22 protein-coding genes are annotated in these 21,105 nt (G+C 63.4%); 9 read left to right on the top strand and 13 right to left on the bottom strand.

Going from position 1 to position 21,105, the window contains the following annotated elements:
* Positions 1–5: 5 nt before the first annotated feature.
* Together V6M89_RS28910 and V6M89_RS28905 are read right to left on the bottom strand one after the other, a co-directional pair.
* Positions 6–356 carry a RidA family protein gene (locus tag V6M89_RS28910; protein WP_332856459.1) on the bottom strand — a complete coding sequence of 117 codons (351 nt, stop codon included), beginning with the start codon at positions 354–356 and terminating at the stop codon, positions 6–8.
* Positions 357–382: 26 nt separating this feature from the next.
* Complete coding sequence (locus V6M89_RS28905; RefSeq protein WP_332856458.1) at positions 383–1,261, bottom strand: alpha/beta fold hydrolase; 879 nt, start codon at positions 1,259–1,261, stop codon at positions 383–385.
* 134 nt (positions 1,262–1,395) lie between these two features.
* Here V6M89_RS28905 and V6M89_RS28900 point away from each other — a divergent pair, with 134 nt between their 5' ends.
* From V6M89_RS28900 to V6M89_RS28890, 3 genes are all read left to right on the top strand, one after another.
* Positions 1,396–2,190, top strand: coding sequence for a 3-hydroxybutyrate dehydrogenase (locus V6M89_RS28900; protein WP_332856457.1), 795 nt, complete (start codon positions 1,396–1,398; stop codon positions 2,188–2,190).
* 86 nt (positions 2,191–2,276) lie between these two features.
* Positions 2,277–3,614, top strand: coding sequence for a dicarboxylate/amino acid:cation symporter (locus tag V6M89_RS28895; protein ID WP_442882015.1), 1,338 nt, complete (start codon positions 2,277–2,279; stop codon positions 3,612–3,614).
* Positions 3,615–3,687: 73 nt separating this feature from the next.
* Positions 3,688–4,302 carry a M949_RS01915 family surface polysaccharide biosynthesis protein gene (locus tag V6M89_RS28890; RefSeq protein ID WP_332856455.1) on the top strand — a complete coding sequence of 205 codons (615 nt, stop codon included), beginning with the start codon at positions 3,688–3,690 and terminating at the stop codon, positions 4,300–4,302.
* 48 nt (positions 4,303–4,350) lie between these two features.
* Here V6M89_RS28890 and V6M89_RS28885 read toward each other — a convergent pair whose 3' ends face one another.
* Positions 4,351–5,001 (bottom strand): CoA transferase subunit B, encoded by a 651-nt coding sequence (locus V6M89_RS28885; protein WP_332856454.1) that lies wholly within the window; start codon positions 4,999–5,001, stop codon positions 4,351–4,353.
* Between the two features lie 15 nt (positions 5,002–5,016).
* Complete coding sequence (locus V6M89_RS28880; protein WP_332856453.1) at positions 5,017–5,721, bottom strand: CoA transferase subunit A; 705 nt, start codon at positions 5,719–5,721, stop codon at positions 5,017–5,019.
* A gap of 129 nt (positions 5,722–5,850) precedes the next feature.
* On the opposite strand from V6M89_RS28880, the gene V6M89_RS28875 reads away from it, so the two are divergent.
* Positions 5,851–6,411, top strand: coding sequence for a LuxR C-terminal-related transcriptional regulator (locus V6M89_RS28875; RefSeq protein WP_332856452.1), 561 nt, complete (start codon positions 5,851–5,853; stop codon positions 6,409–6,411).
* 111 nt (positions 6,412–6,522) lie between these two features.
* Here V6M89_RS28875 and V6M89_RS28870 read toward each other — a convergent pair whose 3' ends face one another.
* Positions 6,523–7,299 (bottom strand): SDR family oxidoreductase, encoded by a 777-nt coding sequence (locus tag V6M89_RS28870; RefSeq protein ID WP_332856451.1) that lies wholly within the window; start codon positions 7,297–7,299, stop codon positions 6,523–6,525.
* Between the two features lie 252 nt (positions 7,300–7,551).
* Here V6M89_RS28870 and V6M89_RS28865 point away from each other — a divergent pair, with 252 nt between their 5' ends.
* The 3 genes from V6M89_RS28865 (at position 7,552) to V6M89_RS28855 (ending at position 11,417) form a co-directional block, all read left to right on the top strand.
* Positions 7,552–9,180, top strand: coding sequence for an electron transfer flavoprotein-ubiquinone oxidoreductase (locus V6M89_RS28865; RefSeq protein WP_442882014.1), 1,629 nt, complete (start codon positions 7,552–7,554; stop codon positions 9,178–9,180).
* 279 nt (positions 9,181–9,459) lie between these two features.
* Complete coding sequence (locus V6M89_RS28860; RefSeq protein ID WP_332856449.1) at positions 9,460–10,365, top strand: flagellin N-terminal helical domain-containing protein; 906 nt, start codon at positions 9,460–9,462, stop codon at positions 10,363–10,365.
* Between the two features lie 101 nt (positions 10,366–10,466).
* A complete protein-coding gene (locus V6M89_RS28855) occupies positions 10,467–11,417 on the top strand; it encodes a hypothetical protein (RefSeq protein WP_332856468.1) in 951 nt (316 codons plus the stop codon).
* 74 nt (positions 11,418–11,491) lie between these two features.
* On the opposite strand, the gene V6M89_RS28850 is transcribed toward V6M89_RS28855, so the two are convergent.
* The 8 genes from V6M89_RS28850 to V6M89_RS28815 all read right to left on the bottom strand — a co-directional run bounded on the left by V6M89_RS28850 (position 11,492) and on the right by V6M89_RS28815 (position 18,550).
* Positions 11,492–12,055, bottom strand: a complete 564-nt coding sequence (locus V6M89_RS28850; RefSeq protein ID WP_332856448.1) for a PEP-CTERM sorting domain-containing protein — start codon at positions 12,053–12,055, stop codon at positions 11,492–11,494.
* Between the two features lie 175 nt (positions 12,056–12,230).
* A complete protein-coding gene (locus tag V6M89_RS28845) occupies positions 12,231–14,318 on the bottom strand; it encodes a flagellar biosynthesis protein FlhA (RefSeq protein WP_332856447.1) in 2,088 nt (695 codons plus the stop codon).
* Positions 14,315–15,454: an EscU/YscU/HrcU family type III secretion system export apparatus switch protein gene (locus V6M89_RS28840; protein WP_332856446.1), complete on the bottom strand. Its 1,140-nt coding sequence runs from the start codon at positions 15,452–15,454 to the stop codon at positions 14,315–14,317. Before V6M89_RS28840 ends, V6M89_RS28845 begins: the two co-directional genes overlap by 4 nt.
* Positions 15,447–16,235 (bottom strand): flagellar biosynthetic protein FliR, encoded by a 789-nt coding sequence (locus V6M89_RS28835; RefSeq protein WP_332856445.1) that lies wholly within the window; start codon positions 16,233–16,235, stop codon positions 15,447–15,449. Before V6M89_RS28835 ends, V6M89_RS28840 begins: the two co-directional genes overlap by 8 nt.
* 10 nt (positions 16,236–16,245) lie before the next feature.
* Positions 16,246–16,518, bottom strand: a complete 273-nt coding sequence (gene fliQ, locus V6M89_RS28830; protein WP_008449457.1) for a flagellar biosynthesis protein FliQ — start codon at positions 16,516–16,518, stop codon at positions 16,246–16,248.
* Positions 16,519–16,528: 10 nt separating this feature from the next.
* A complete protein-coding gene (gene fliP, locus V6M89_RS28825; protein WP_332856444.1) occupies positions 16,529–17,299 on the bottom strand; it encodes a flagellar type III secretion system pore protein FliP in 771 nt (256 codons plus the stop codon).
* Positions 17,296–17,667: a FliM/FliN family flagellar motor switch protein gene (locus V6M89_RS28820; RefSeq protein WP_199538397.1), complete on the bottom strand. Its 372-nt coding sequence runs from the start codon at positions 17,665–17,667 to the stop codon at positions 17,296–17,298. Before V6M89_RS28820 ends, fliP begins: the two co-directional genes overlap by 4 nt.
* A 4-nt stretch (positions 17,668–17,671) precedes the next feature.
* Positions 17,672–18,550, bottom strand: coding sequence for a FliM/FliN family flagellar motor C-terminal domain-containing protein (locus V6M89_RS28815; protein WP_332856443.1), 879 nt, complete (start codon positions 18,548–18,550; stop codon positions 17,672–17,674).
* A gap of 591 nt (positions 18,551–19,141) precedes the next feature.
* On the opposite strand from V6M89_RS28815, the gene V6M89_RS28810 reads away from it, so the two are divergent.
* A complete protein-coding gene (locus V6M89_RS28810; protein WP_332856442.1) occupies positions 19,142–19,504 on the top strand; it encodes a flagellar hook-basal body complex protein FliE in 363 nt (120 codons plus the stop codon).
* Positions 19,505–19,537: 33 nt separating this feature from the next.
* Positions 19,538–21,105 (top strand): flagellar basal-body MS-ring/collar protein FliF (fliF, locus tag V6M89_RS28805; RefSeq protein WP_332856441.1); only part of this gene is annotated, 1,568 nt, incomplete at its 3' end.

Below are 21,105 nucleotides of genomic sequence, written 5' to 3'. Positions count from 1 at the left end.
TGCCCCTAGCGCTGCGCCGCGACGACGATGATTTCCACTCGCCATGCCGGATCGGCCAGCCTGGCTTCCACGGTGGCGCGCGGCGGCGTGTGGCCGCTCGGCACCCAGGCGTCCCACGCTTCGTTCATGCCGGCGAAATCGGCCAGGTCGGCGATGTAGATGGTGGTGCTGAGGATGCAGGTCTTGTCGCTGCCGGCTTCGGCCAGCAGGCGGTCGATGTGACCCAGCACTTCGCGGGTCTGGCCCTGGATGTCCAGCGTCTTGTCGTCGGCGATCTGGCCCGCCAGATACACGGTGCCGTTGTGAATTGCCACTTCGGACAAGCGTTTGCCTACATGCAGTCGTTTGATTTCCATACTCTTCTTCTTTACTCTACTTTAATTTAGCCCAACAGGAATTGCTTGACTATCGCGATCTGGTCGTCGTGGAAAAAGGTCGGCGCGTGGCCGACGTCCGGGATTTCCACCAGCGTGGCTTTCGGCCCGCGCTGGGTCATCAGCGCCGCCGTCTCCGCCGACAGCAGATCCGACTCGGCGCCGCGCACCAGCAAGGTCGGGCAACGGATCGCATCGTAGGCGGACCACAGCAGCGCTTCATCGGCAGCGGCCGATTCCGGCGTGGCGGAACGGAACGGCAAGGCCAGCCCCATATCGTAATGGCGCACCCATTTACCGTCTTTGTCCTGGCGCAGCACGTCGCTCGCCAGTTTATGCCATTCCTCCTCGGTGTGCTGGCCGAAGGTCAGCGAGACGTCGCGAATGAACTTGGCCGCTTCGGCAAAGGTATCGAAACGCAAGTCCTGGCCGATGTAGTCGCCGATGCGCTGCAAGGCCATCGGCGCCAGCACCGGGCCGATGTCGTTGAGGATCAGCTTGCGGATCGGGTTGTCCGGCAGCGAGGCCAGGCCCAGGCCGATCAGGCCGCCCATCGAGGTGCCGAACCAGTCGACCTTCTGTTGCTCACCGTCAGGCAACACGCGCGCCAGCAAAGTGACAATGTCGCTAACATATTGCGGGACGCGGTACAGCTGCGGATTCTTCAGCCAGCCGGAGCGGCCGCGGCCGACGATGTCCGGGCAGATCACGCGGTAGTCGTTGGCCAGCGCGCGCGCCATGTTGTCGAAGTCGTCGCCGACGCGGGTCACGCCGTGCACGCACAGCAGCACATTAGGGTTGCTCTCGTCGCCCCATTCCTTGTACGACATGCGGTGCAAACCAGCCAGAGACAGACATTGAACAGACTTTATTTTTGCTTCGAACATGCGACTTCCTTGGTGGTTTTTATAGTGATTTGTGCAATGCTGTTTAGAAATACCATTTTACCGGGCGTTACGCTTAAAATCCTACCGAAGTGTAGCGCAGCACGACTTTAATCTCCAACCCTCCAGAGGACACTATGGCAAACAAGACTTTGAGCGGTAAAACGGCGCTGGTGACCGGTTCCACCTCCGGCATCGGCCTGGGCATCGCCCGCACCTTGGCGGCGGAAGGCGCCAACGTGCTGTTGAACGGCTTCGGCGACGTCGCTGAAATCGCCCAACTGCAAACCGACCTGGCCAAGGAATTCGGCGTGCAGGTGGCCTACCACAACGCCGACATGTCCAAGCCGGCCGAGATCGAGAACATGATCGTGTTCGCCGGCGACAAGTTCGGCGGCATCGATGTGCTGGTCAACAACGCCGGCATCCAGCATGTGGCCAATGTCGAGGACTTCCCGGTCGAGAAATGGGACGCCATCATCGCCATCAACCTGACCTCGGCCTTTCACACCTCGCGGCTGGTGCTGCCGCGCATGCGCACCAACAACTGGGGCCGCATCATCAACCTGGCGTCGACCCACGGCCTGGTGGCCTCGGCCGGCAAGTCGGCCTATGTGGCCGCCAAGCACGGCCTGCTCGGGCTGACCAAGGCCACCGCGCTGGAGACCGCCACCACCGGCGTGACGGTGAACGCGATCTGCCCCGGCTTCGTGCTGACGCCGCTGGTGCAGAAACAGGTCGACGCCCGCGCCGCCAAGGACAGCATCAGCAACGAGGACGCCAAGCGGGCGCTGCTGGCCGACAAGCAGCCGTCCGGCGAATTCGTCACGCCGGAAGAACTGGGCGCGCTGGCGGTGTTCCTGTGCAGCGACGCGGCGAAACAAGTCCGTGGCGTGGCATGGAATATGGACGGCGGCTGGGTGGCGCAGTAAGGAAGTCGCGACAAACCTTGCATAAGGGATATCACTGTTGTGAATGCGGTTAACCACAATGGTGATGTCTCATATTTTGACGGATGATGATCTCCTCACCCGAAACGCGAGGAGACCCCGTGAAAAAGCCGTTCTACAAAATTCTATACGTGCAGGTGTTGTTCGCCATCGCCTGCGGCATCCTGTTAGGCATCTTCTACCCAAGCGACGCGGTCGGCATGAAGCCGCTCGGCGACGGCTTCATCAAGCTGATCAAGATGATCATCGCTCCGGTGATTTTCTGCACCGTGGTCTCCGGCATCGCCGGCATGCAGGACATCAAGAAGATCGGCCGCGTCGGCGGCAAGGCGCTGCTGTACTTCGAGGTGATCTCCACCTTCGCGCTGGTGATCGGCCTGTTCGTGGCCAACATCATCCGCCCGGGCGCCGGCTTCAACGCCGACCCGGCCACGCTGGACACCAAGTCCATCGCCGAATTCACGGAAAAAGCCAAGCACCAGTCGACCATCGACTTCGTGATGAACATCATCCCGAACACCGTGGTGGACGCTTTCGCCAAGGGCGATATCCTGCAGGTGCTGCTGATCGCCATCCTGTTCGGCTTCTCGCTGTCGCTGCTGGGTGAGCGCGGCAAGCCGGTCACCAAGCTGATCGACGAGCTGTCGTCGGCCATCTTCGGCGTGGTCGGCATCGTCATGAAAGCCGCCCCGATCGGCGCGTTCGGCGCGATGGCCTTCACCATCGGCAAATACGGTATCGCGTCGCTGAAACCGCTGGCGACGCTGATGGGCTGCTTCTACCTGACCTGCTTCCTGTTCGTGGTGGTGGTGCTGGGCACCGTGGCGCGCCTGACCGGCTTCTCGATCTTCAAGTTCATCGCCTACATCAAGGAAGAACTGCTGATCGTGCTGGGCACCAGCTCGTCGGAAAGCGCGCTGCCTTCGCTGATGACCAAGCTGGAACGCCTGGGCTGCTCCAAGTCCGTGGTGGGCCTGGTGGTTCCGACCGGCTACTCGTTCAACCTGGACGGCACCAACATCTACATGACGATGGCCGCGCTGTTCGTGGCGCAGGCCACCAACACCGACCTGACCTTGACGCAGGAACTGACCATCCTCGGCGTGGCGATGCTGACCTCCAAGGGCGCGTCCGGCATCACCGGCGCCGGCTTCATCACCCTGGCGGCGACGCTGGCCGTGGTGCCGACCATCCCGGTGGCCGGCATGGCGCTGATCCTGGGCATCGACCGCTTCATGAGCGAATGCCGCGCGCTGACCAACTTCGTCGGCAACGGCGTCGCCTCGGTGGTGGTATCGCACTGGGAAAAAGAGCTGAACCACGACACGCTGCACAAGGAACTGAACAATCCAGGTTCGACCGTGACCGACCCCGACCTGCAACCGCTGACCCGCCACGCGCACTGATCAGTCGTTGCCCCGACCACGCCCCGCACGCTGCACGACGGCCTGCGGGGCGTTTTTCATATATATTCCGAGAATGAAACCAACTCCCGTCAACTTCCTGGCCGCCGCCCTGCTCTGCCTGGGCAGCGGCGTCGGCAGCGCAGCCGAGCCGGCGCCCAAGGTTGACGCCATCTACCTGGCCGCGCATCACATCGTCTATGCTGGCAAGCTGGTCGACGCCAAGCGCGTCGACGACCGCGTCGGCGAACACCTGCTGGTGCTGAGCCGCAAGGCCGCCGGCGCCGACGGCCACATCGAACTGGCCGCCACCTACTACGGCCGCAAAGATGGCCGCTGGCAGACGGAATGGACGGTGCGCGACAGTGTCGACTGCCCCATCCTGGATCACAGCGCCGATTTCGTCCTCACCGCCATCCGCATCACCGACCTGAACCACGACGGCCGCAGCGAAGTCACCATACCGTATAAACTGTTTTGCAGCGGCGGCGTCGACTACTCCACCGTCAAGGTCATCCTGCGCGAAGGCGCCACCAAGCTGGCGATACGGGGCGAGCTGGAATTCCATGACAACGCGCCCGCGCTGGAAGGCAGGCGCCAGTACGACCCGGCCCTGCTGCAACCGGCCAACGCCGCCTACAAGAAGCACCTGGACGGCGTCTGGAAAGCGCTGGTCCGGCTGCGCGACTGACGAAAAAAAAAGCACGCCGTAGCGTGCCTTTTTCATCCGCGCCCCGTCTTACAGGGCCGAGGTATCCAGCTGCACGCCGGTGGCGGCCTGGATCTGCTCCTTGCTGACGCCGGGCGCCAGCTCGGTCAGCTTCAAGCCCTTGTCGGTCACTTCCATCACGCCGAGGTCGGTGACGATCAGGTCCACCACGCCGACGCCGGTCAGCGGCAGGTCGCATTGCTTCAGCAGCTTGTGCGACGTCGAGCCGTCCTTGGCGGTGGCGACATGTTCCATCAGCACCACCACCCGCTTGACGCCGGCCACCAGGTCCATCGCGCCGCCCATGCCCTTGACCATCTTGCCCGGTATCATCCAGTTGGCCAGGTCGCCTTTTTCCGACACCTGCATCGCGCCCAGGATCGCCAGGTTGATCTTGCCGCCGCGGATCATGCCGAACGAGTCGGCCGAACTGAAGTAGGCCGCGCCCGGCAGCGCCGTCACGGTCTGCTTGCCTGCGTTGATCAGGTCGGCGTCGACTTCATCGTCGGTCGGGAACGGGCCGATGCCCAGCAAGCCGTTTTCCGATTGCAGGAACACTTCCATGCCCGCCGGGACGTAGTTCGCCACCAGGGTCGGCAAGCCGATGCCGAGGTTGACGTAGTAACCGTCCTGCAATTCCTTCGCCGCGCGCGCGGCCATTTCGTCACGAGTCCATGCCATGATATTTACTCTCCGTTATTCTTGGTTGGCGCGCACGGTGCGCTGCTCGATGCGTTTTTCCGGCGTGGCGTTGACCACGATGCGGTGCACGAAGATGCTCGGCAGGTGCACGGCGTCCGGGTCGATCTCGCCGATTTCCACCAGCTGCTCGACTTCGACGATGGTGATCTTGCCGGCCATCGCGGCGTTCGGGTTGAAGTTGCGCGCGGTCTTGCGGAACACCAGGTTGCCGGCCTTGTCGGCCTTCCAGGCCTTGACCAGCGAGACGTCGGCCACCAGGCTGCGTTCCATCACGTACTGCTCGCCGTCGAATTCGCGGATTTCCTTGCCGTCGGCGACGATGGTGCCGACGCCGGTCTTGGTGAAGAAGGCTGGAATGCCGGCGCCGCCGGCGCGCAGCTTCTCGGCCAGGGTGCCTTGCGGCGTGAATTCCAACTCCAGCTCGCCGGCCAGGTACTGGCGCGCGAACTCTTTGTTTTCGCCCACGTAGGAGGCGATCATCTTCTTGATCTGGCGGGTTTCCAGCAGCTGGCCGAGGCCGAAGCCGTCGACGCCGGCGTTGTTGGAGATCGCGGTCAGGCCGGTGACGCCGGAGTCGCGCAGCGCGCCGATCAGCGCCTCGGGAATGCCGCACAGGCCAAAGCCGCCGACCGCGATGGTTTGCCCGTCTTGGACGACGCCCGCCAGCGCTGCGGCGGCGTCAGGATAGATTTTATTCATGGGTGTCCCTTTATAGTGTGTTGCTGAATCCGTTGCTAACATTATTAAATGCACTAGCGACGAGGCGTCTCAGCATAGAATACGCAAATCAAAAGCACAATACCGTAGAACTACCTGCCGCCCCCACCCATGAACAATGCCCCGGTCATCGATTACGAATCCATTTTCCTGCACGCGCCGGTCGGCATGTGCATCTCGGAGAACCGCGTCATCCAGTCGTGCAACGAGGCGCTGGCCTCGATGTTCGGCTACGCCCGCGCGCAGCTGCAAGGCCAGTCCTTCATGGTGCTGTACCCGACCATGGACGAATTCCTGCGCACCGGCGACCGCATCATCCCCATCATGAACGCCAAGGGCCGCTACTCGGACGAGCGCATCATGCGCCGCGCCGATGGCGAACTGTTCTGGTGCCACGTCACCGGCCATTCGATGAAGGCGTCCGAACCGCTGGGGCCCGGCATCTGGACCTTCGAGGACGTCAGCGAAAAACGCCCGGTGACGGCCGAGCTGACCCCGCGCGAACGGGAAATCGCCGCGCTGCTGGTCGAGGGCAAGACCAGCAAGACCATCGCCCGCCAGATCGACCTCAGCCCGCGCACGGTGGAAATGCACCGCGCCAAGCTGATGCGCAAATTCTCGGCCGCCACCTCGTCGGAACTGGTCCACAAGCTGGTCGGCCTGCAGCTCTAGCCCGGGTCATTCCCGCGCAGGCGGGAATCCATAGGCCGCATGCTCGCCAACTCGGCATGGAGGGAATTCAGGCAATGCCTGGATTCCCGCCTGCGCGGGAATGACTGCGTTTTACATCGCCGTCATGCCGTCGTCGGCCGAGATGATGGCGCCGTTGATGAAGTTGGAATCCTCGCCGGCCAGCAGCAGCAGCAGGCCGTCCAGGTCTTCCGGCTTGCCCGGGCGCTTGCGCGGCAGCATCTCGATCAGTTTCTGGCCCTGCTCGCTGGCGAAGTATTCCTCGTTGATCTCGGTCTCGATATAGCCGGGGCAGATGGCGTTGGTGTTGATGCCGTACTTGCCCCACTCCACCGCCATCGCCTTGGTCATCTGCACCACGCCGGCCTTGCTCATGCAATACACGCCGATCTGCGGCATCACCCGCAAGCCCGCCACCGAGGCGATGTTGATGATGCGGTGCTTCTTGCTCGGGTCGCCCTTGGCGCGCGCGATCATGCGCTTGGCGGTCTGCTGGGCCACGAAGAAGGCGCCGCGCAGATTGGTGTCCATGACAAAGGCATAGTCCTCCGGCGTGACGTCGACCAGCCGCTGGGTGGTCGACACGCCCGAGTTGTTGACCAGGATGTCGATCGGCCCGGCCTCGGTCTCGGCGTGGGCGATGGCCGACTTGATGCTGGCGAAGTCGGTCACGTCCAGGCTGACCACATGGGCGGCGCCGCCGTCCGCCTCGATTTCGGCGCGCAGTTCCTTCAGGCGCTCGGTGCGGCGCGAGGCCAGCACCACCTGGGCGCCGGCCTGGGCCAGCACTTTGGCAAACCGGGCTCCGAGACCGCTGGAGGCGCCGGTGATCAGCGCAATTTTTCCCTCAAAGTTGACTTCTATGCCCACGAGCTACTCCTAGTGTTTGGTATAAGTGATGAATTGCCGACAGCCCGGCTGTCGAATCGTTATGATTACACAAATCGCCAGTATTAGATTGCAGTGTCTAATAATGTCCCTCAAAATGGCGCCCACATTGCATTCCGAGCGAAAAAGAAGCACACTCGTGCTTAAATTTTCCTCCACCCTTTTTGACCACTATAAGAACAGACCATGACACAGCCACAAAATCTAGTAGAACAGTACGGCCCGCGCGACGCGATGGAGTATGACGTCGTGATCGTCGGCGGCGGCCCTGCGGGCTTGTCGGCGGCCATCAAGATCAAGCAGCTGGCCGCCGAAAAAGGCCAGGAAGTGTCGGTCGTCGTGCTGGAAAAAGGCGGCGAGCTGGGCGCCCACATCCTGTCCGGCGCCGTGATGGACCCCAAGGCCCTGACCGAACTGATCCCTGACTGGAAGGAAAAAGGCGCGCCGCTGAACACCGAAGTCACCGAAGACCGCGTGTTGTTCCTGACCGAAACCAAGGCCATCAAGACCCCCAACTTCCTGCTGCCGGCCTGCTTTGAGAACCACGGCAACTACGTGATCTCGCTGGGCAACGTGGTGCGCTGGCTGGGCCAGCAGGCCGAGGCGCTGGGCGTGGAAATCTTCCCCGGCTTCCCTGCCGCCGAAATTCTTTACACCGACGACGGCCATGTCAAGGGCGTGGCCACCGGCAATATGGGCGTCAAGCGCGACGGCGAAGCCGGCTCGGACTTCCAGCTCGGCATGGAACTGCACGGCAAGTACACCCTGTTCGCCGAAGGCGCGCGCGGCCACCTGGGCAAGCAGCTGATGGCCAAGTACGACCTGAACAAGGGCAAGGACCCGCAATCCTACGGCATCGGCATCAAGGAACTGTGGGAAATCGACCCGGCCAAGCACCAGCCCGGCCTGGTGGTGCACACCACCGGCTGGCCGCTGGACAGCAAGACCTATGGCGGCTCCTTCCTGTACCACCTGGAAAACAACCAGGTCATGGTCGGCTACGTGGTCGGCCTGAACTACGAGAATCCTTATCTGTCGCCGTACGAGGAATTCCAGCGCTACAAGACCCATCCGGCCATCAAGACCTTCTTCGAAGGCGGCAAGCGCATTTCCTACGGCGCCCGCGCGATCACCGCCGGCGGCCTGCAATCGCTGCCGAAGCTGGTCTTCCCGGGCGGCGCGCTGATCGGCTGCGACGCCGGCTTCCTCAACATGAGCCGCATCAAGGGCAGCCACGCCGCCATCAAGTCCGGCATGCTGGCCGCCGAATCGGTGTTCGAAGCGCTGGGCGCCAGCCGCCAGCACGACGAACTGGCCAGCTACCCGGTCGCCTTTGAAAAATCCTGGCTGCACGAGGAACTGCACGTGGCGCGCAACGTCAAGCCATGGCTGAGCAAGGGCTTGTACGTGGGTTCGGTGATGACCTATGTCGACCAGGCCATCCTGCGCGGCAAGGCGCCGTGGACCCTGCACCACAGCCACGCCGACCACGAATGCCTGAAGCCGGCCTCGCAGTTCACGCCGATCAGCTATCCCAAGCCGGACGGCAAGCTGACCTTCGACCGCCTGTCGTCGGTGTTTATTTCCAACACCAACCACGCCGAAGACCAGCCGATCCACCTGACCCTGAAAAATCCGAGCGTGCCGGTGGACGTCAACCTGGCCCAGTACGCCGGTCCGGAGGCGCGCTACTGCCCTGCCGGCGTGTACGAGTTCATCAAGACCGACGAAGGCGCCGACCGCCTGCAGATCAATGCGCAAAACTGCGTGCATTGCAAAACCTGCGATATCAAGGATCCGACCCAGAATATCGTCTGGATCACCCCGGAAGGCGGCGGCGGCCCGAACTATCCGAACATGTAAGACAAAAAAGCAACGAAAGCTCGGCAGCGCGTCCTCAGTGGCGCGCTGTTTTTTTATTCCGGGAACAATTTATTGCGCCGTCCGGGCAAAACCGGACCATAATCGTGCGATGAACAGGCTGTGCAGCAGGCCTAGCGATGGAAAACCGGCCTCTGTTAAAAAATATTTTGTAAATTTCCACAAAGCATTTAATGTCCTCCCAGATATGGTCGTCTTGTACTTGGGAGAGCACAAAGGATCCGTTGCTCCGAACTGAATCCACCTACCAGGAGTTATTTCATGCTGAGCCTTCACACTAACGCTGCGGCCCTTTCCGCACAGAACTCGATCTCCCGCACCCAGATGGCGCTGTCGACTTCGCAGACCCGCCTGAGCACCGGTTTCCGTGTCAATTCGGCCATGGACGATGCTGCAGGCTTGCAAATCGCAACGCGTCTGACCGCCCAGACCAGCGGCATGGCCATGGCTATGCGCAACACCCAGAACTCGATTTCGATGCTGCAAACCGCCGAAGGCGCGTTTGACGAAGTCACCACCATGCTGACCCGCATGAAAGATCTGGCCACCCAGGCAGCCGATGCCTCCTCGACCGCAAAAGACCAGGCTGCACTGCAGTCCGAGTTCGACGCGCTGGGTAGCGAACTGAACAACGTCATGAAAAACACCACCTTCGGCGGCGCCAAGCTGATGGACGGCGGCACGATCGCTTCGTCGATGACCTTCCAGATCGGCGCCACCAAGGCTGAAACCATGGCAATCGACCTGTCGACCGCCATGACCGCCCTGACCGGCACCGCCCTGACCGCTGTTTCGGCACGCTACGCAGCAGGCGGCGCGGCAGTCGGCACCGAGATCTCCGACGGCACCGACGGTACCGCATCGGTCAGCAACGCCGCCGGCCAGACCGCAGCGAACAACGCCATCGACACCATCAGCACCGCGATCGACGCGGTCGGTGGCATCCGTTCGTCGCTGGGTGCAGCCGCCAACCGTCTGGACCACGTGTACAACAACTTGTCCAACATTTCGACCAACACCAAAGCTGCAAAGGGCCGTATCATGGATACCGACTTCGCCGCTGAATCGTCGAACATGACCTCCAGCCAGATGCTGCTGCAAGCTGGTACCGCCATGCTGAAGCAGTCGAACAGCACGTCGTCCCTGGTTATGTCCTTGCTGCAGTAATCGTAGCGCCTTCCTGATCTGCTCGCGGGTCAGGAATACAAGGAGCCAACCGGAGTATCGGTTGGCTTTTTTTTCATCGGATTTTTTCGAGAGCGAGCTTGATGGCTTTAGACCGCATCGGACCAACTGCGCGCCCGCTGGGCATCCCGGACCGGCAGACCACCACGCCAGGCCCGGTTGCGCGCGCGCCGGGCGCCATGCCGTTGGATGCGGACTATCCGGTCGGCCCGCTGGCGCCCGGCGGCCCCGGCGCGGTGGGCGTGCTGCTCGATGGCCCGGACGGCCTGCCGCTGCCGCAATCGGGGGTCGAGGCGCTGGCCGCCGCGCTGGCCGAAGTGCCGAACGGCGCCGATCCGGCGGCGATGCGCCCGAATCAAGTCTTCCTGTCGCGCCAGCTGGTCTGGCAGCCGCCCGACACGCAGATGATGGCCGCCTCGTGGCAAGTGATGGTGCGCACCTATGCCGAGCAGCGCGCCGCCTGGCTGGAGCAGGCCAACGGCCAGCATGTGCCGTCCAGCCTGTTCATGGCCGACCATACGCCGGCCGCCATGCGCGACGGCCGCCCCGGCCTGCCGCTGGTGACCGAGATGGAGCCGTGGCGCTTCGCCGTGTATGCCTGGGGCGCCGAGCGCCTGGTGCTGAAGGTCATCGTCAAGGACGACGAGGAACAGGAACGCAACAACCGCCGCCGCCGTTCGCGGGTGGCGCTGCGGCTGGAGCTGATGCTGCCGGGCGTGGGCCGGGTGGTGATCCAGATGGAGCCGGCCACCGGCAACGGCGTGGCGCTGGAAGTGGGCGCGGCGCAGACCTCCGCCATGCAGCACATGCGCGAAATGCTGCCGCAACTGGCGGCCACCGTCAGCCGTTGCGGCCTGACGATCTTGCGCTGCCGCCTGCGGCGCGAACTGCCGCCCGCCGGCGGCGAACACAACTACCCTACCCGCGCCCACACGGCGGCGCTGGGCCAGGCCATCTTCAAGGCCATGGCCGAGCTGGCGGTGCTGCTGTCGCAGCCGCTGCCGCCGGACGACCTGTTCTCCGAATCGGCCTGAATTCCCGGCATGAAAAAACCCGCCGGGCGCTGGCGCCGGGCGGGCTGATCTGACAAATACCTGGCTGAAGCAGCTCAGCGGTTCTGGCGGCGGCGCGCAACCACGCCCATGGCGGCCAGACCCAGCAACATCATGCCGTAGGTCGACGGTTCCGGCACCGCGCTGACGTAGCCGATGGTGATGCTGCCGGCGTCCCACTGGCCGTCGGCCTCGCCGGGGCCCAGGTCTTTGTAGCCATCGCTGAACTCCAGGCGCAGCTTGCCGTCGGCGCCGACATTGAGCGTCAGGCCCAAGTCCGCCAGGATGGCGCTGCCCTCGTTATGCTCGCTGCCGCTGTCCTCGGTGGCGCTCGGCGTCAGGTACACGCCGCTGCCGCTGGTGGGGCTGAAATGCACTTCCAGTTCGGACAGCCAGCTCGGCGAGTTGGCGGTGGTGTCGACGTTCCAGGCGATGCTGGTGACCTGCGCCAGCGCACCCAGGTTCAGCTCGATAATGGTATTCCCCGCTTCGCCGAATTCACCATAACTCTGGATGCCGGCGACGTTGACCACCTGGAACTGCTCCGCCGCGGCGGCGGCGCCGCCGGCAGCCATCGCCACGAAGAACATCAAAGCGCGTACAAATTTCAGATTTCTCATTTTTGGGCTCTTTCAGTGAGGTACAACGGTTGGGGATGTTGAAAAGATATCATGCTTACTAAAAAGTCAGTGCACCGTTGGAAATAACTGACGAAAAAGCAACAGTAGCCATCCGGACAAAAAAAATGCCGCCCAGTCGCTGGACTGGGCGGCATCCGGCCGGCGCCGGCGGCGATCAGCCGACCGTGCCGATGATGCTGACTTCGCGGTTTTCCGGGATCTCGTTGTACGACAGCACATGCAGGCCGGGCGCGAACAGCCGCGCATAGCGCGCCAGCAGCGGCCGGATCTGCGGCAGCACCAGCAGCAGCGGCGGCGTGGCCTGCTGCTTCATCTGCTCGCGCGCCACCGGCATGTTGACCTGCAGCTGCGCCAGCAGGTGCGGATCGATCGGATAGTTGTCCAGCACGATCTTGCCGCTCTGGCGCGCCTGGTTCAGCGAGCCCAGCAGCATGTTCTCCAGGTCGCCGCCCAGGTTGAAGGCCTGCATCTCGGTCTTCTGCCCGAACAGGCCGGTGACGATCTGGCGCCGCAGCGCGCAGCGCACCTCGGCCGCCAGCAGGATGGGGTCCTTGGTGGTTTCGGAACTGTCGACCAGGGTGGTGGCGATCGGCACGATGTCCCTGAGCGAGACGTTTTCCGCCAACAGCACGCGGAACACGCGCAGCATCTGCGTGTGGGTCAGCGCCTTGTCGAGCGAGCCGGCCAGCTTGGGCGACAGCGCCGCCAGCCGGTCCATCAGCGCCGGCACGTCCTCGTGGCGGAACAGCTCCGGCAGGTACTCGCGGATCAGCTTGGACAAGTGGGTGGCGATCGCGCTCGGCGCCTCCACCACCTGGTAGCCCAGCCCCAGCGCGTTGGCCTTCTCGCTGGTCTCGATCCAGGTCACCGGCATGCCGTAGGCCGGCTCGATGCCGGGGATGCCGTCGATCTGGCCGTAGATGTTGGGCGAAGGGATCGCCATCAGGCGGTCGGCGAACACCTCGGCCTGGGCCACCACGCTGCCCGACAACATCACCGAATACTGCGAAGGCTTCAGGCCCAGGTCGTCGCGCACGATGATGGGCGGCAGCAGCAGGCCCATCGCTTCGGACAGGCTCTGGCGCACGCCCTTGACGCGCTTGGTCAGCGGTTCGCCGTGCGCCTTGTCGATCAGGCTGACCAGCTTGTAGCCCAGCGCCACCTGCAACTGCTGCACGGCCGGCAGGCTGTGCCAGTCGAGCTCGGGGTTGCGGTCTTCGCGCAGCGCCGCCTCGATGGCGTCCAGGTTGTTGGTTTCGGGCGCCTTGACCCTTTGCAGCAGCCGGTAGCCGACATAGGCCAGCACCAGCGCGAACGGGCCGAACATCTGCCACGGCATGCCCGGCACCATGGCCAGGATCAGCATCATGCCCGAGGCGCTCAGCATCACCTGCGGCGAGGCCAGCACCTGGCCGCCGACTTGCTGCTCGAAGTCGCCGGAGTCGGAGATGCGGGTCACCAGGATCGCCGCCGCGGCCGACAGCAGCAGCGCCGGGATTTGCGCCACCAGGCCGTCACCGATGGTCAGCAGCGCGTATTGCTTGAAGGCGTCGCCGAAGGACATGTCCTGCATCAGCGCGCCGATCGCCACGCCGCCGACCATGTTGATGATCAGGATCAGGATGCTGGCGACGGCGTCGCCGCGCACGAACTTGGAGGCGCCGTCCATGGCGCCGTAGAAGTCGGCCTCGGCGGCGACATCCTGGCGCCGCGCCTGGGCTTTTTCCTGGTTGATCAGGCCGGCGTTGAGGTCGGCGTCGATCGCCATCTGTTTGCCCGGCAAGGCGTCCAAGGTGAAGCGGGCCGACACCTCGGAGATCCGTTCCGCACCCTTGGTCACCACCATGAAGTTGATGATCATCAGGATCACGAACACCACGATACCAACCACGTAGTTGCCGCCGATGACGACCTTGCCGAAGGCCTCGATCACCTGGCCGGCCGCGGCCGTGCCTTCATGGCCGTGCAGCAGCACCACCCGGGTCGACGCCACGTTCAAGGTCAAGCGCATCATGGTGGTGGCCAGGATCACCGTCGGGAACACCGAGAAGTCCAGCGGCCGGCGGGCCGACACCGACACCAGGATCACGATCAGCGCCAGCACGATGTTGAACGTGAACATCACGTCCAACAATATCGGCGGCAACGGCAGGATGATCATCGCCAAAATCACCAGCAGGAATGCCGGCGTGGCGAACTTGTGGCGACGCGCTTCTGCGACCAGCCTGTTCAAAAAATTCATGACTTAACAACCTCGCTCATGGATGTGGGGACATCGACTTCTTTTGGATACACCGGCTCGGCGGTGCGCCGTCCGGTACGGAATGCCTTCAACTGCAATATGTAGTTCAACACCTGCGACACCGCCTGGTACAGCTGGACCGGGATCTGCTGGTTGACCTGGCTGGTGTTGTAGATGGCGCGCGCCAGCGGCGCCAGCGGCATCACCTCGATCTTGAACTCGACCGCCAGCTGGCGGATGTACAAGGCCATCTCATCGATGCCCTTGGCGATCACATACGGTGCTTCGGCACGGTTCTGGTCATACTTGAGCGCCACCGCGTAATGCTCCGGGTTGACGATCACCACGTCGGCGGTCGGCACCGTCTTGCGCGCGCTGCGCCGCGCCATCGCCCGCTGCAGCTGGCGGATGCGGCTCTTCACTTCCGGCCGGCCCTCGCTCGACTTGTGCTCCTCCTTCTGGTCCTGCTTGGACATGCGCTGGTTCTTGGCGAAGAAATACGCCTGCGCCGGCACGTCGACCAAGGCGAAGATGATAAACACTGCGACCAGCGACATCAAGCTGTCCAGCATCAAATTCGAACCCATCATCATGGCCTGGCCCATCGGCATGTGCTGCAACTGGGTGTAGCTCTGCACCGTCGAGCGCGCCACATGCACCAGCACCGCGATCAGCACGCCCGCCTTGCCCAGCGAGATCAGGAATTCCGTGGCGTGCTTGGCGCTGAACAGCCGTCCCAGGTTGGCCGCCGGGCTCAGCCGTTCCATCTTGGGCTCCCAGTGCTTGGTGCTGACCACCCAGCCGCCCGGCACCATCGCCCCCAGCACGATGAAGAACGGCACCACGAACAGCGGCAGCACCATCTTGATCAACAGCCACATCGCCGAGCTGAACACGGTCGACATGGCGTTCTCGATCGCGCCCGAGGCACTGAACGGCGCAAAGCTCTGGTGGAAGATCTCGAGGAATTCGCCCAGGTAGTCGGGCAGCAGGTAGACGAACAGCTTCAGGCTGACCAGGATGCCGATCGCCGTCGACAGGTCGCGCGAACGCACCACCTGCCCTTCCTGGCGCGACTTCTTGAGCTTCTGTTGTGAAGCCTTTTCTGTCTTGTCGGCGCTGTCCTGATCAGCCATGGAGCGCCACCTGCATCTGCTGGCGTATCAGCTCCAGCACCATATTGGTCATGCGCACATAATGCTCGGGGATGAAGCGCACCACCTGCGCCAGCATCATCAAGCCGAAAATGGTGATCACGGAAAAACCCAGCGCGAACAGGTTCAGCGCCGGCGCCACCCGGTTCAGCAGGCCGAAGCCCAGCTGCACCACCAGCGTGGAAAACACCACCGGGATCGCCAGCAGCATGGCGGCGGAGAAGATCCAGGCGACGTTGTAGGCGATCGCGTTCAGCAGCAGCGGGCTGTAGCCGTGGCCCAGCGGCCAGGCCTTGAAGCTCTGGCCGATGACGTTGGCGATCACCAGGTGGCCGTCGATGGCGAAGAAGACGATGATCGACAGCACCGACAGCAGCGCCGACACCACGTCCGACGATTGGCCGTTCATCGGGTCGTTCATCACCGCCATCGAAAAGCCCATCTGCGACGACACCAGGTAGCCCAGCACGCCGATCACCGACATGGCGAAGTGGAAGGCCAGGCCCAGCACGAAGCCGATCAGCGCCTGCTCGATGGAAGCCACCACGCCGTGCATGGAAAACGGCTCGATCGCATAGGCGCCGGCGGCGGTGGTCAGCGGCAGCATCAGGATCGCCAGCACCAGCGCGATCAGGATGCGCACCGTGACCGGCGTGACCGCCTCGCCCAGCACCGGGGCGCCGATGAACATCGCCAGGATGCGGCAGAACGGCCACCACAGCGCGGTGAGCATCGGCAGCAACTGGCTCAGGATCGGTTCCATGACGGGGCGGCTAGCCGACCAAGGTGGCCGCGCGGGTGAAGATCGAGACGCAGAAGTCCATCAGGTAGCCGGCCATCCAGCGCCCCATCAGGATGATCGCCAGCAGGGTCACCAGCAGCCTGGGCAGGAAGCTCAGGGTTTGTTCATTGATCTGCGTGGCGGCCTGCACCAGCGCCACCACCAGGCCGGTGATCAGGCCGGGCACGACCAGGATCACCACCAGCAGCATGACGATGTGCAGCGATTCGACCACCAGGTCGACGGCAACTTCGGGAGTCAGCATCGGGTCCTCCTTAATACGCCTGCACGCTCGTGACGAGCGTATTGACGGTCAGGGTCCAGCCGTCCACCAGCACAAACAGCAGCAGCTTGAACGGCAATGAAATCACCAGCGGCGACAGCATCATCATGCCCATCGCCATCAGCACCGACGACACCACCAGGTCGATCACCAGGAAGGGAATGAACAGCATGCAGCCGATCTGGAATGCGGTCTTCAGCTCCGACAGCACGAACGCCGCCAGCTTGACGGTGAAGGCGTGCTGCGACGGTTCGGTGATCTTGTCCTCGCCGGCCAGGTGGGCGATCTGCTGCAAGGCCGCCTTGCTGGTCTGCGCCAGCATGAAGCGCGACACCGGCTTCTCGGCGATCTGCAAGGCCACCTCCAGGCCGATCTTGTCCTGGTCGTAGGGCACGAAGGCTTCGGTCCAGATCTGGTCGCCGATCGGGCGCATCACCAGCAACGTTAAAATCAGCGCCACCCCGGTGATGATGCGGTTGGGCAGGCCCTGCTGCAGGCCCAGCGCCTGGCGCAGCAGCGACAGCACGATCACGAAGCGGGTGAAGCTGGTCATCATCATGACCATCACCGGGAGCAAGCCCAGCAAGGTCATGATGATCAGGATCTGGGTCTTGACCGTCAGTTCGGTTTTGGCGCCGGGCACCACGTTGGCCAGCAGGTCGACCGCGTGGGCCGGGACGCAGGCCAGCAGGCCCAGCAACGTCAAGCCCGCCGCCGCTGGCAGCAGTCGCCGGCGCCACTGCGGGTGAGCGCTCCAGGTCATGGAGTCATCATGTCGAGATTCAGGCCGTCCAGGTCGATCACTTTGAGGCCGTAGTTTTCGCCCGCCACCACCACTTCGGCGCGGCCGATGGCGGTGCCGTTGACCTTGATCACCAGCGGTTCGCCGGCCAGCACGTCGAGCTCGACCACGCTGTCCGGGCCGATCGCCATCAGTTCCTGCAGCGAGATGCGGGCCGAGCCCACTTCCAAGGTCAAGGTCACCGGGATCTTGCGCATCATGGCCGGCAGGTCGCGCCGCGTCGGCACGGCCGGCACGTCGGTCAGCTCGGTGCCGACTTGGTCGATGATCATTTCTTCGGACAGGTCTTCCAGCAGGGCGTCGCTAGGGTTGGCTACGTTCATGTTCATCATGTTATTCGGCGTCTTCAAAAGAGGTTAAACAGAGTTTGCCTTTATGTTCGGTGACCGCGGCGGTGAACAGACGGGAGTCCTCCAGCAGCACATCCGCTCTGTTCAGGCTGATCGGGATCACGTCGCCGACCTGGAGGTCGTACAGGCTGCCCAGCGGCACTTCCTTGCTGGCCAGGCGGCCGACCAGGCCGACCTGCAGGCGCTGCGCCAGCGGCGCGGCGGGCTGGGACTTCTTGCCGGCGTCGCGGTCGCGCAACAGGCCGCGCAGCACGCTCGCCATCAACGTCTTGTCGAGCGCGAACCAGTACTGGCCGGTGGCGCCGCTGCGGATGTCGGCCACGGTGACGGTGATGACCCAGCTGCCCTTGGGCGGGTGGGAGCCGGGGGCCGGCTTGAATTCGCTGTCGACCGCCTCCGGCTCGCCTTCGGCCGGGGCCGGCTTGTCGAGCACAGGGAGGTTGAGTTCGATGCGGCCGGCCAGGGTGCCGGCCAACTGTTGCCCCAGAACCACGGCGAGGCGTTCTTCGGTGGCGGTCACTTTCACCGTGTTCTCGTCCAGCGCGGCGGCGTCCGTCTTGCCGCTGCCGTAGCGGAAGTTCAACACGCTGAGCAACACCTTGCGTTCCAGCGAGAAGGCGATCTGCCCGGCCGGCGCGGCAAAGCTGAGCCAGCGGCCGCGGGTTTCGCGGTCTTCGAGCCGCTCGAACGTGACGTCCTCGACCTGGAAGCCGCCCCAGTAGCGACGGTTCATATTCAACCGCATCGACTGCGCCAGATCGTCGCGCAACTGGGCCGCAAAGATATGCAGCAGGTGCACCGGCCGCCCCAGCAGGCATGGATCCAGAACTTGAGGTGGCGCGGTCTGTTTTGTCGTTGTCATGTTTTCGCCATGTCGGATTTCTTAGCTCCCCCCCATCATCGCACTATCCAGCTAAAAACTGGTTACTTCCAGCGCACTATTTGGGGAATATTACCTATCGTAACTTAAAGTCATGCGTTGTCGTTAGCACAGCATACATCAAAATTCACATTATTGCCATCCAACAATATTTAGCCAAGTGATTCCTCGCGGCAAATAAGTCTTTACAAGAATATTGCTAGCCAGTAAGCTTAACCCGCTTCACGTCGTCTGACGCAGCTCTGCAACACCCTTGAATACATGGCGCTTAGTGAATGATTTATAACGATATTTGCCGCAAGAAAACAGTTCCCTATTGCCGGGAATTGCGTCAGCGCCCCTGTCCCCTCCTCCCCTTCACTGATGCCGCCGCGACAGCGCTGGCCAGGCTTTGAACGCCGTGCATATGCTGCCTTTCTTGCAAGAGTGTGACATCGGCGTGACAACCGCCGCGATGTGTCGCTTGATTGGACACAGGGTCTTACAGATAAACAACGTGGAGCTTGCTGCTTTCTGGCAATCTGGATATGGTAGACATATGGGGCAAACGTTGCATAAACGGGAGATAGCAAGATGAGTAACGGAATCTCTAACCTGATACAGGCCGACCTGGCGTCGCTCACCAACGCGGCGCACAACCTGGCCAGCCAAAGCGTGGCGCCCGCCGCGCAATTCGCCGCCGGCGCCGGTGCGGGTGCCGGTGATGCTCAGCCGGCCTTCTCCTTCGCCCAGTCGATGAAGGACGCGGTCCACAAAGTCAACGACGCCGACGCCAACGCGGCGCAGCAGATGTCCGACGTCGACTCCGGCAAGAGCGACGACCTGGTCGGCGCCATGCTGTCCAGCCAGGAAGCCAGCCTGTCCTTCTCGATGTTGATGCAAGTGCGCAACAAAGTGATGGGCGCAGTGGACGAGCTCATCAAATTGCCGCTGTAACAGCGTGCCCAGTTCAACGCGAAAGCCAACAACGTGATCAATTCCATCAAGTCCGCCTTCGAGCGCTGGCGCGCCAGCCCCGTCGCGCTGTCCATGCCGCCCAACCTGCTGAAAAACCTGTATCCGCTGCTGCTGCTGGCGATCGGCGTGACGGCGATGGTGCTGATGTATCTGTGGAGCGACCAGTCCGGCTATAAACCGGTGTTCGGCGCGCGCGAAAAAGTCGCCGCCGCCGACATGATGACGGTGCTCGACGCCGACCACATTCCCTACCGCCTGCATCCGGAAAGCGGCCAGGTGCTGGTGCCCAACTCGATGCTGGGCAAGGTGCGCATGCTGCTGGCCGCCAAGGGCGTGACCGCCCAGCTGCCGGCCGGCCTCGAGCTGATGGACAAGAACGATCCGCTGGGCGTGTCGCAATTCGTCCAGGACGTGCGCTTCCGCCGCGGCCTGGAAGGCGAGCTGGCGCAATCGATCATGACCTTGGACGCGATCGCCCACGCGCGCGTGCACCTGTCGATCGCCAAGTCGACCTCGTTCGTGTCGTCGGACGGCGAGAAATCGTCGGCCTCGGTGGTGGTGGCGCTCAAGCCCGGCCACACGCTGGCGCCGGAGGCGATCGCCGCCGTGGTGAACATGGTGGCCGGCAGCGTCGCCAGCCTCAGCCCGCAGCGCGTCAGCCTGGTCGACCAGACCGGCAACCTGCTGTCCTCGCACATCGACCTGGTCGACGGCTTCGACGCCGGCAGCGCCAGCAATGAAAACGGCAAGCGCTACCAGGACGAGGTCAAGGCCAACGTCCGCAACCTGCTGGGCCCGGTCATCGGCGACGACAATTTCCGCATGAGCGTGATGGCCGTGGTCGACAACGACAAGGTCGAGGAAACGGTCGAGAAATACGGCGCCGATCCGAAAGTCACCAGCGAAGCCATGCGCGAAGAGCTGGACCGCAACCGCGTGGCGCAAGGCGTGCCGGGCACCCTGTCCAACCGGCCGCCGCCGGCCAACGCCAACCCGGCCGACGCCGCCAAGCCGGCCGCCGCCAACGACCCCAACAATCCGGCCGACGGCACCGCGCGCAAGAACGCCACCACCCGCCAGTACGCCTACGACCGCAGCATCACCCAGACCAAGCGCAGCCGCGGCCGCCTTGAAAAGCTGAGCGTGGCCGTGGTGCTGGCGCAAGCCGCCTCGCCCACGCCCAAGACCGGCTGGAGCGCCAACGAAATCGCCAACATCGACAAGATCCTGCGCAACGGCCTGGGCATCAACGCCGACCGCGGCGACCAGCTGGTGGTGTCGGCCATGAACTTCCCGCCCAAAGCCGCCGTCGTCCCATGGTGGCAAGAACGCGACAACGTGGTCGACATCAGCTCCTACGTGATGTACGGCGTCGGCATCATCCTCGGCTACTTCCTGTTGCTGCGTCCGCTGATGCGCCTGGCCACGGTGCGCTTCACCCCGCCGCCGCAGGAACTGGCGCGCATCGCCGCCGAACGCCGCGCCGCCGAACAGGCCGCCGTGGTGGCGGCCAAGGAAGCCAAGGAGGCCGCCGCCGCCGCGGCCGGCACGCCGGCGATCGCCGGCGCCCATGCGCCGGG

The organism is Duganella sp. S19_KUP01_CR8 (genome assembly GCF_036688705.1).
Lineage (GTDB): Bacteria > Pseudomonadota > Gammaproteobacteria > Burkholderiales > Burkholderiaceae_D > Rugamonas.
Note: the sequence above shows the minus strand (reverse complement) of the source record. Positions and strands in the feature narration are given on the sequence as shown.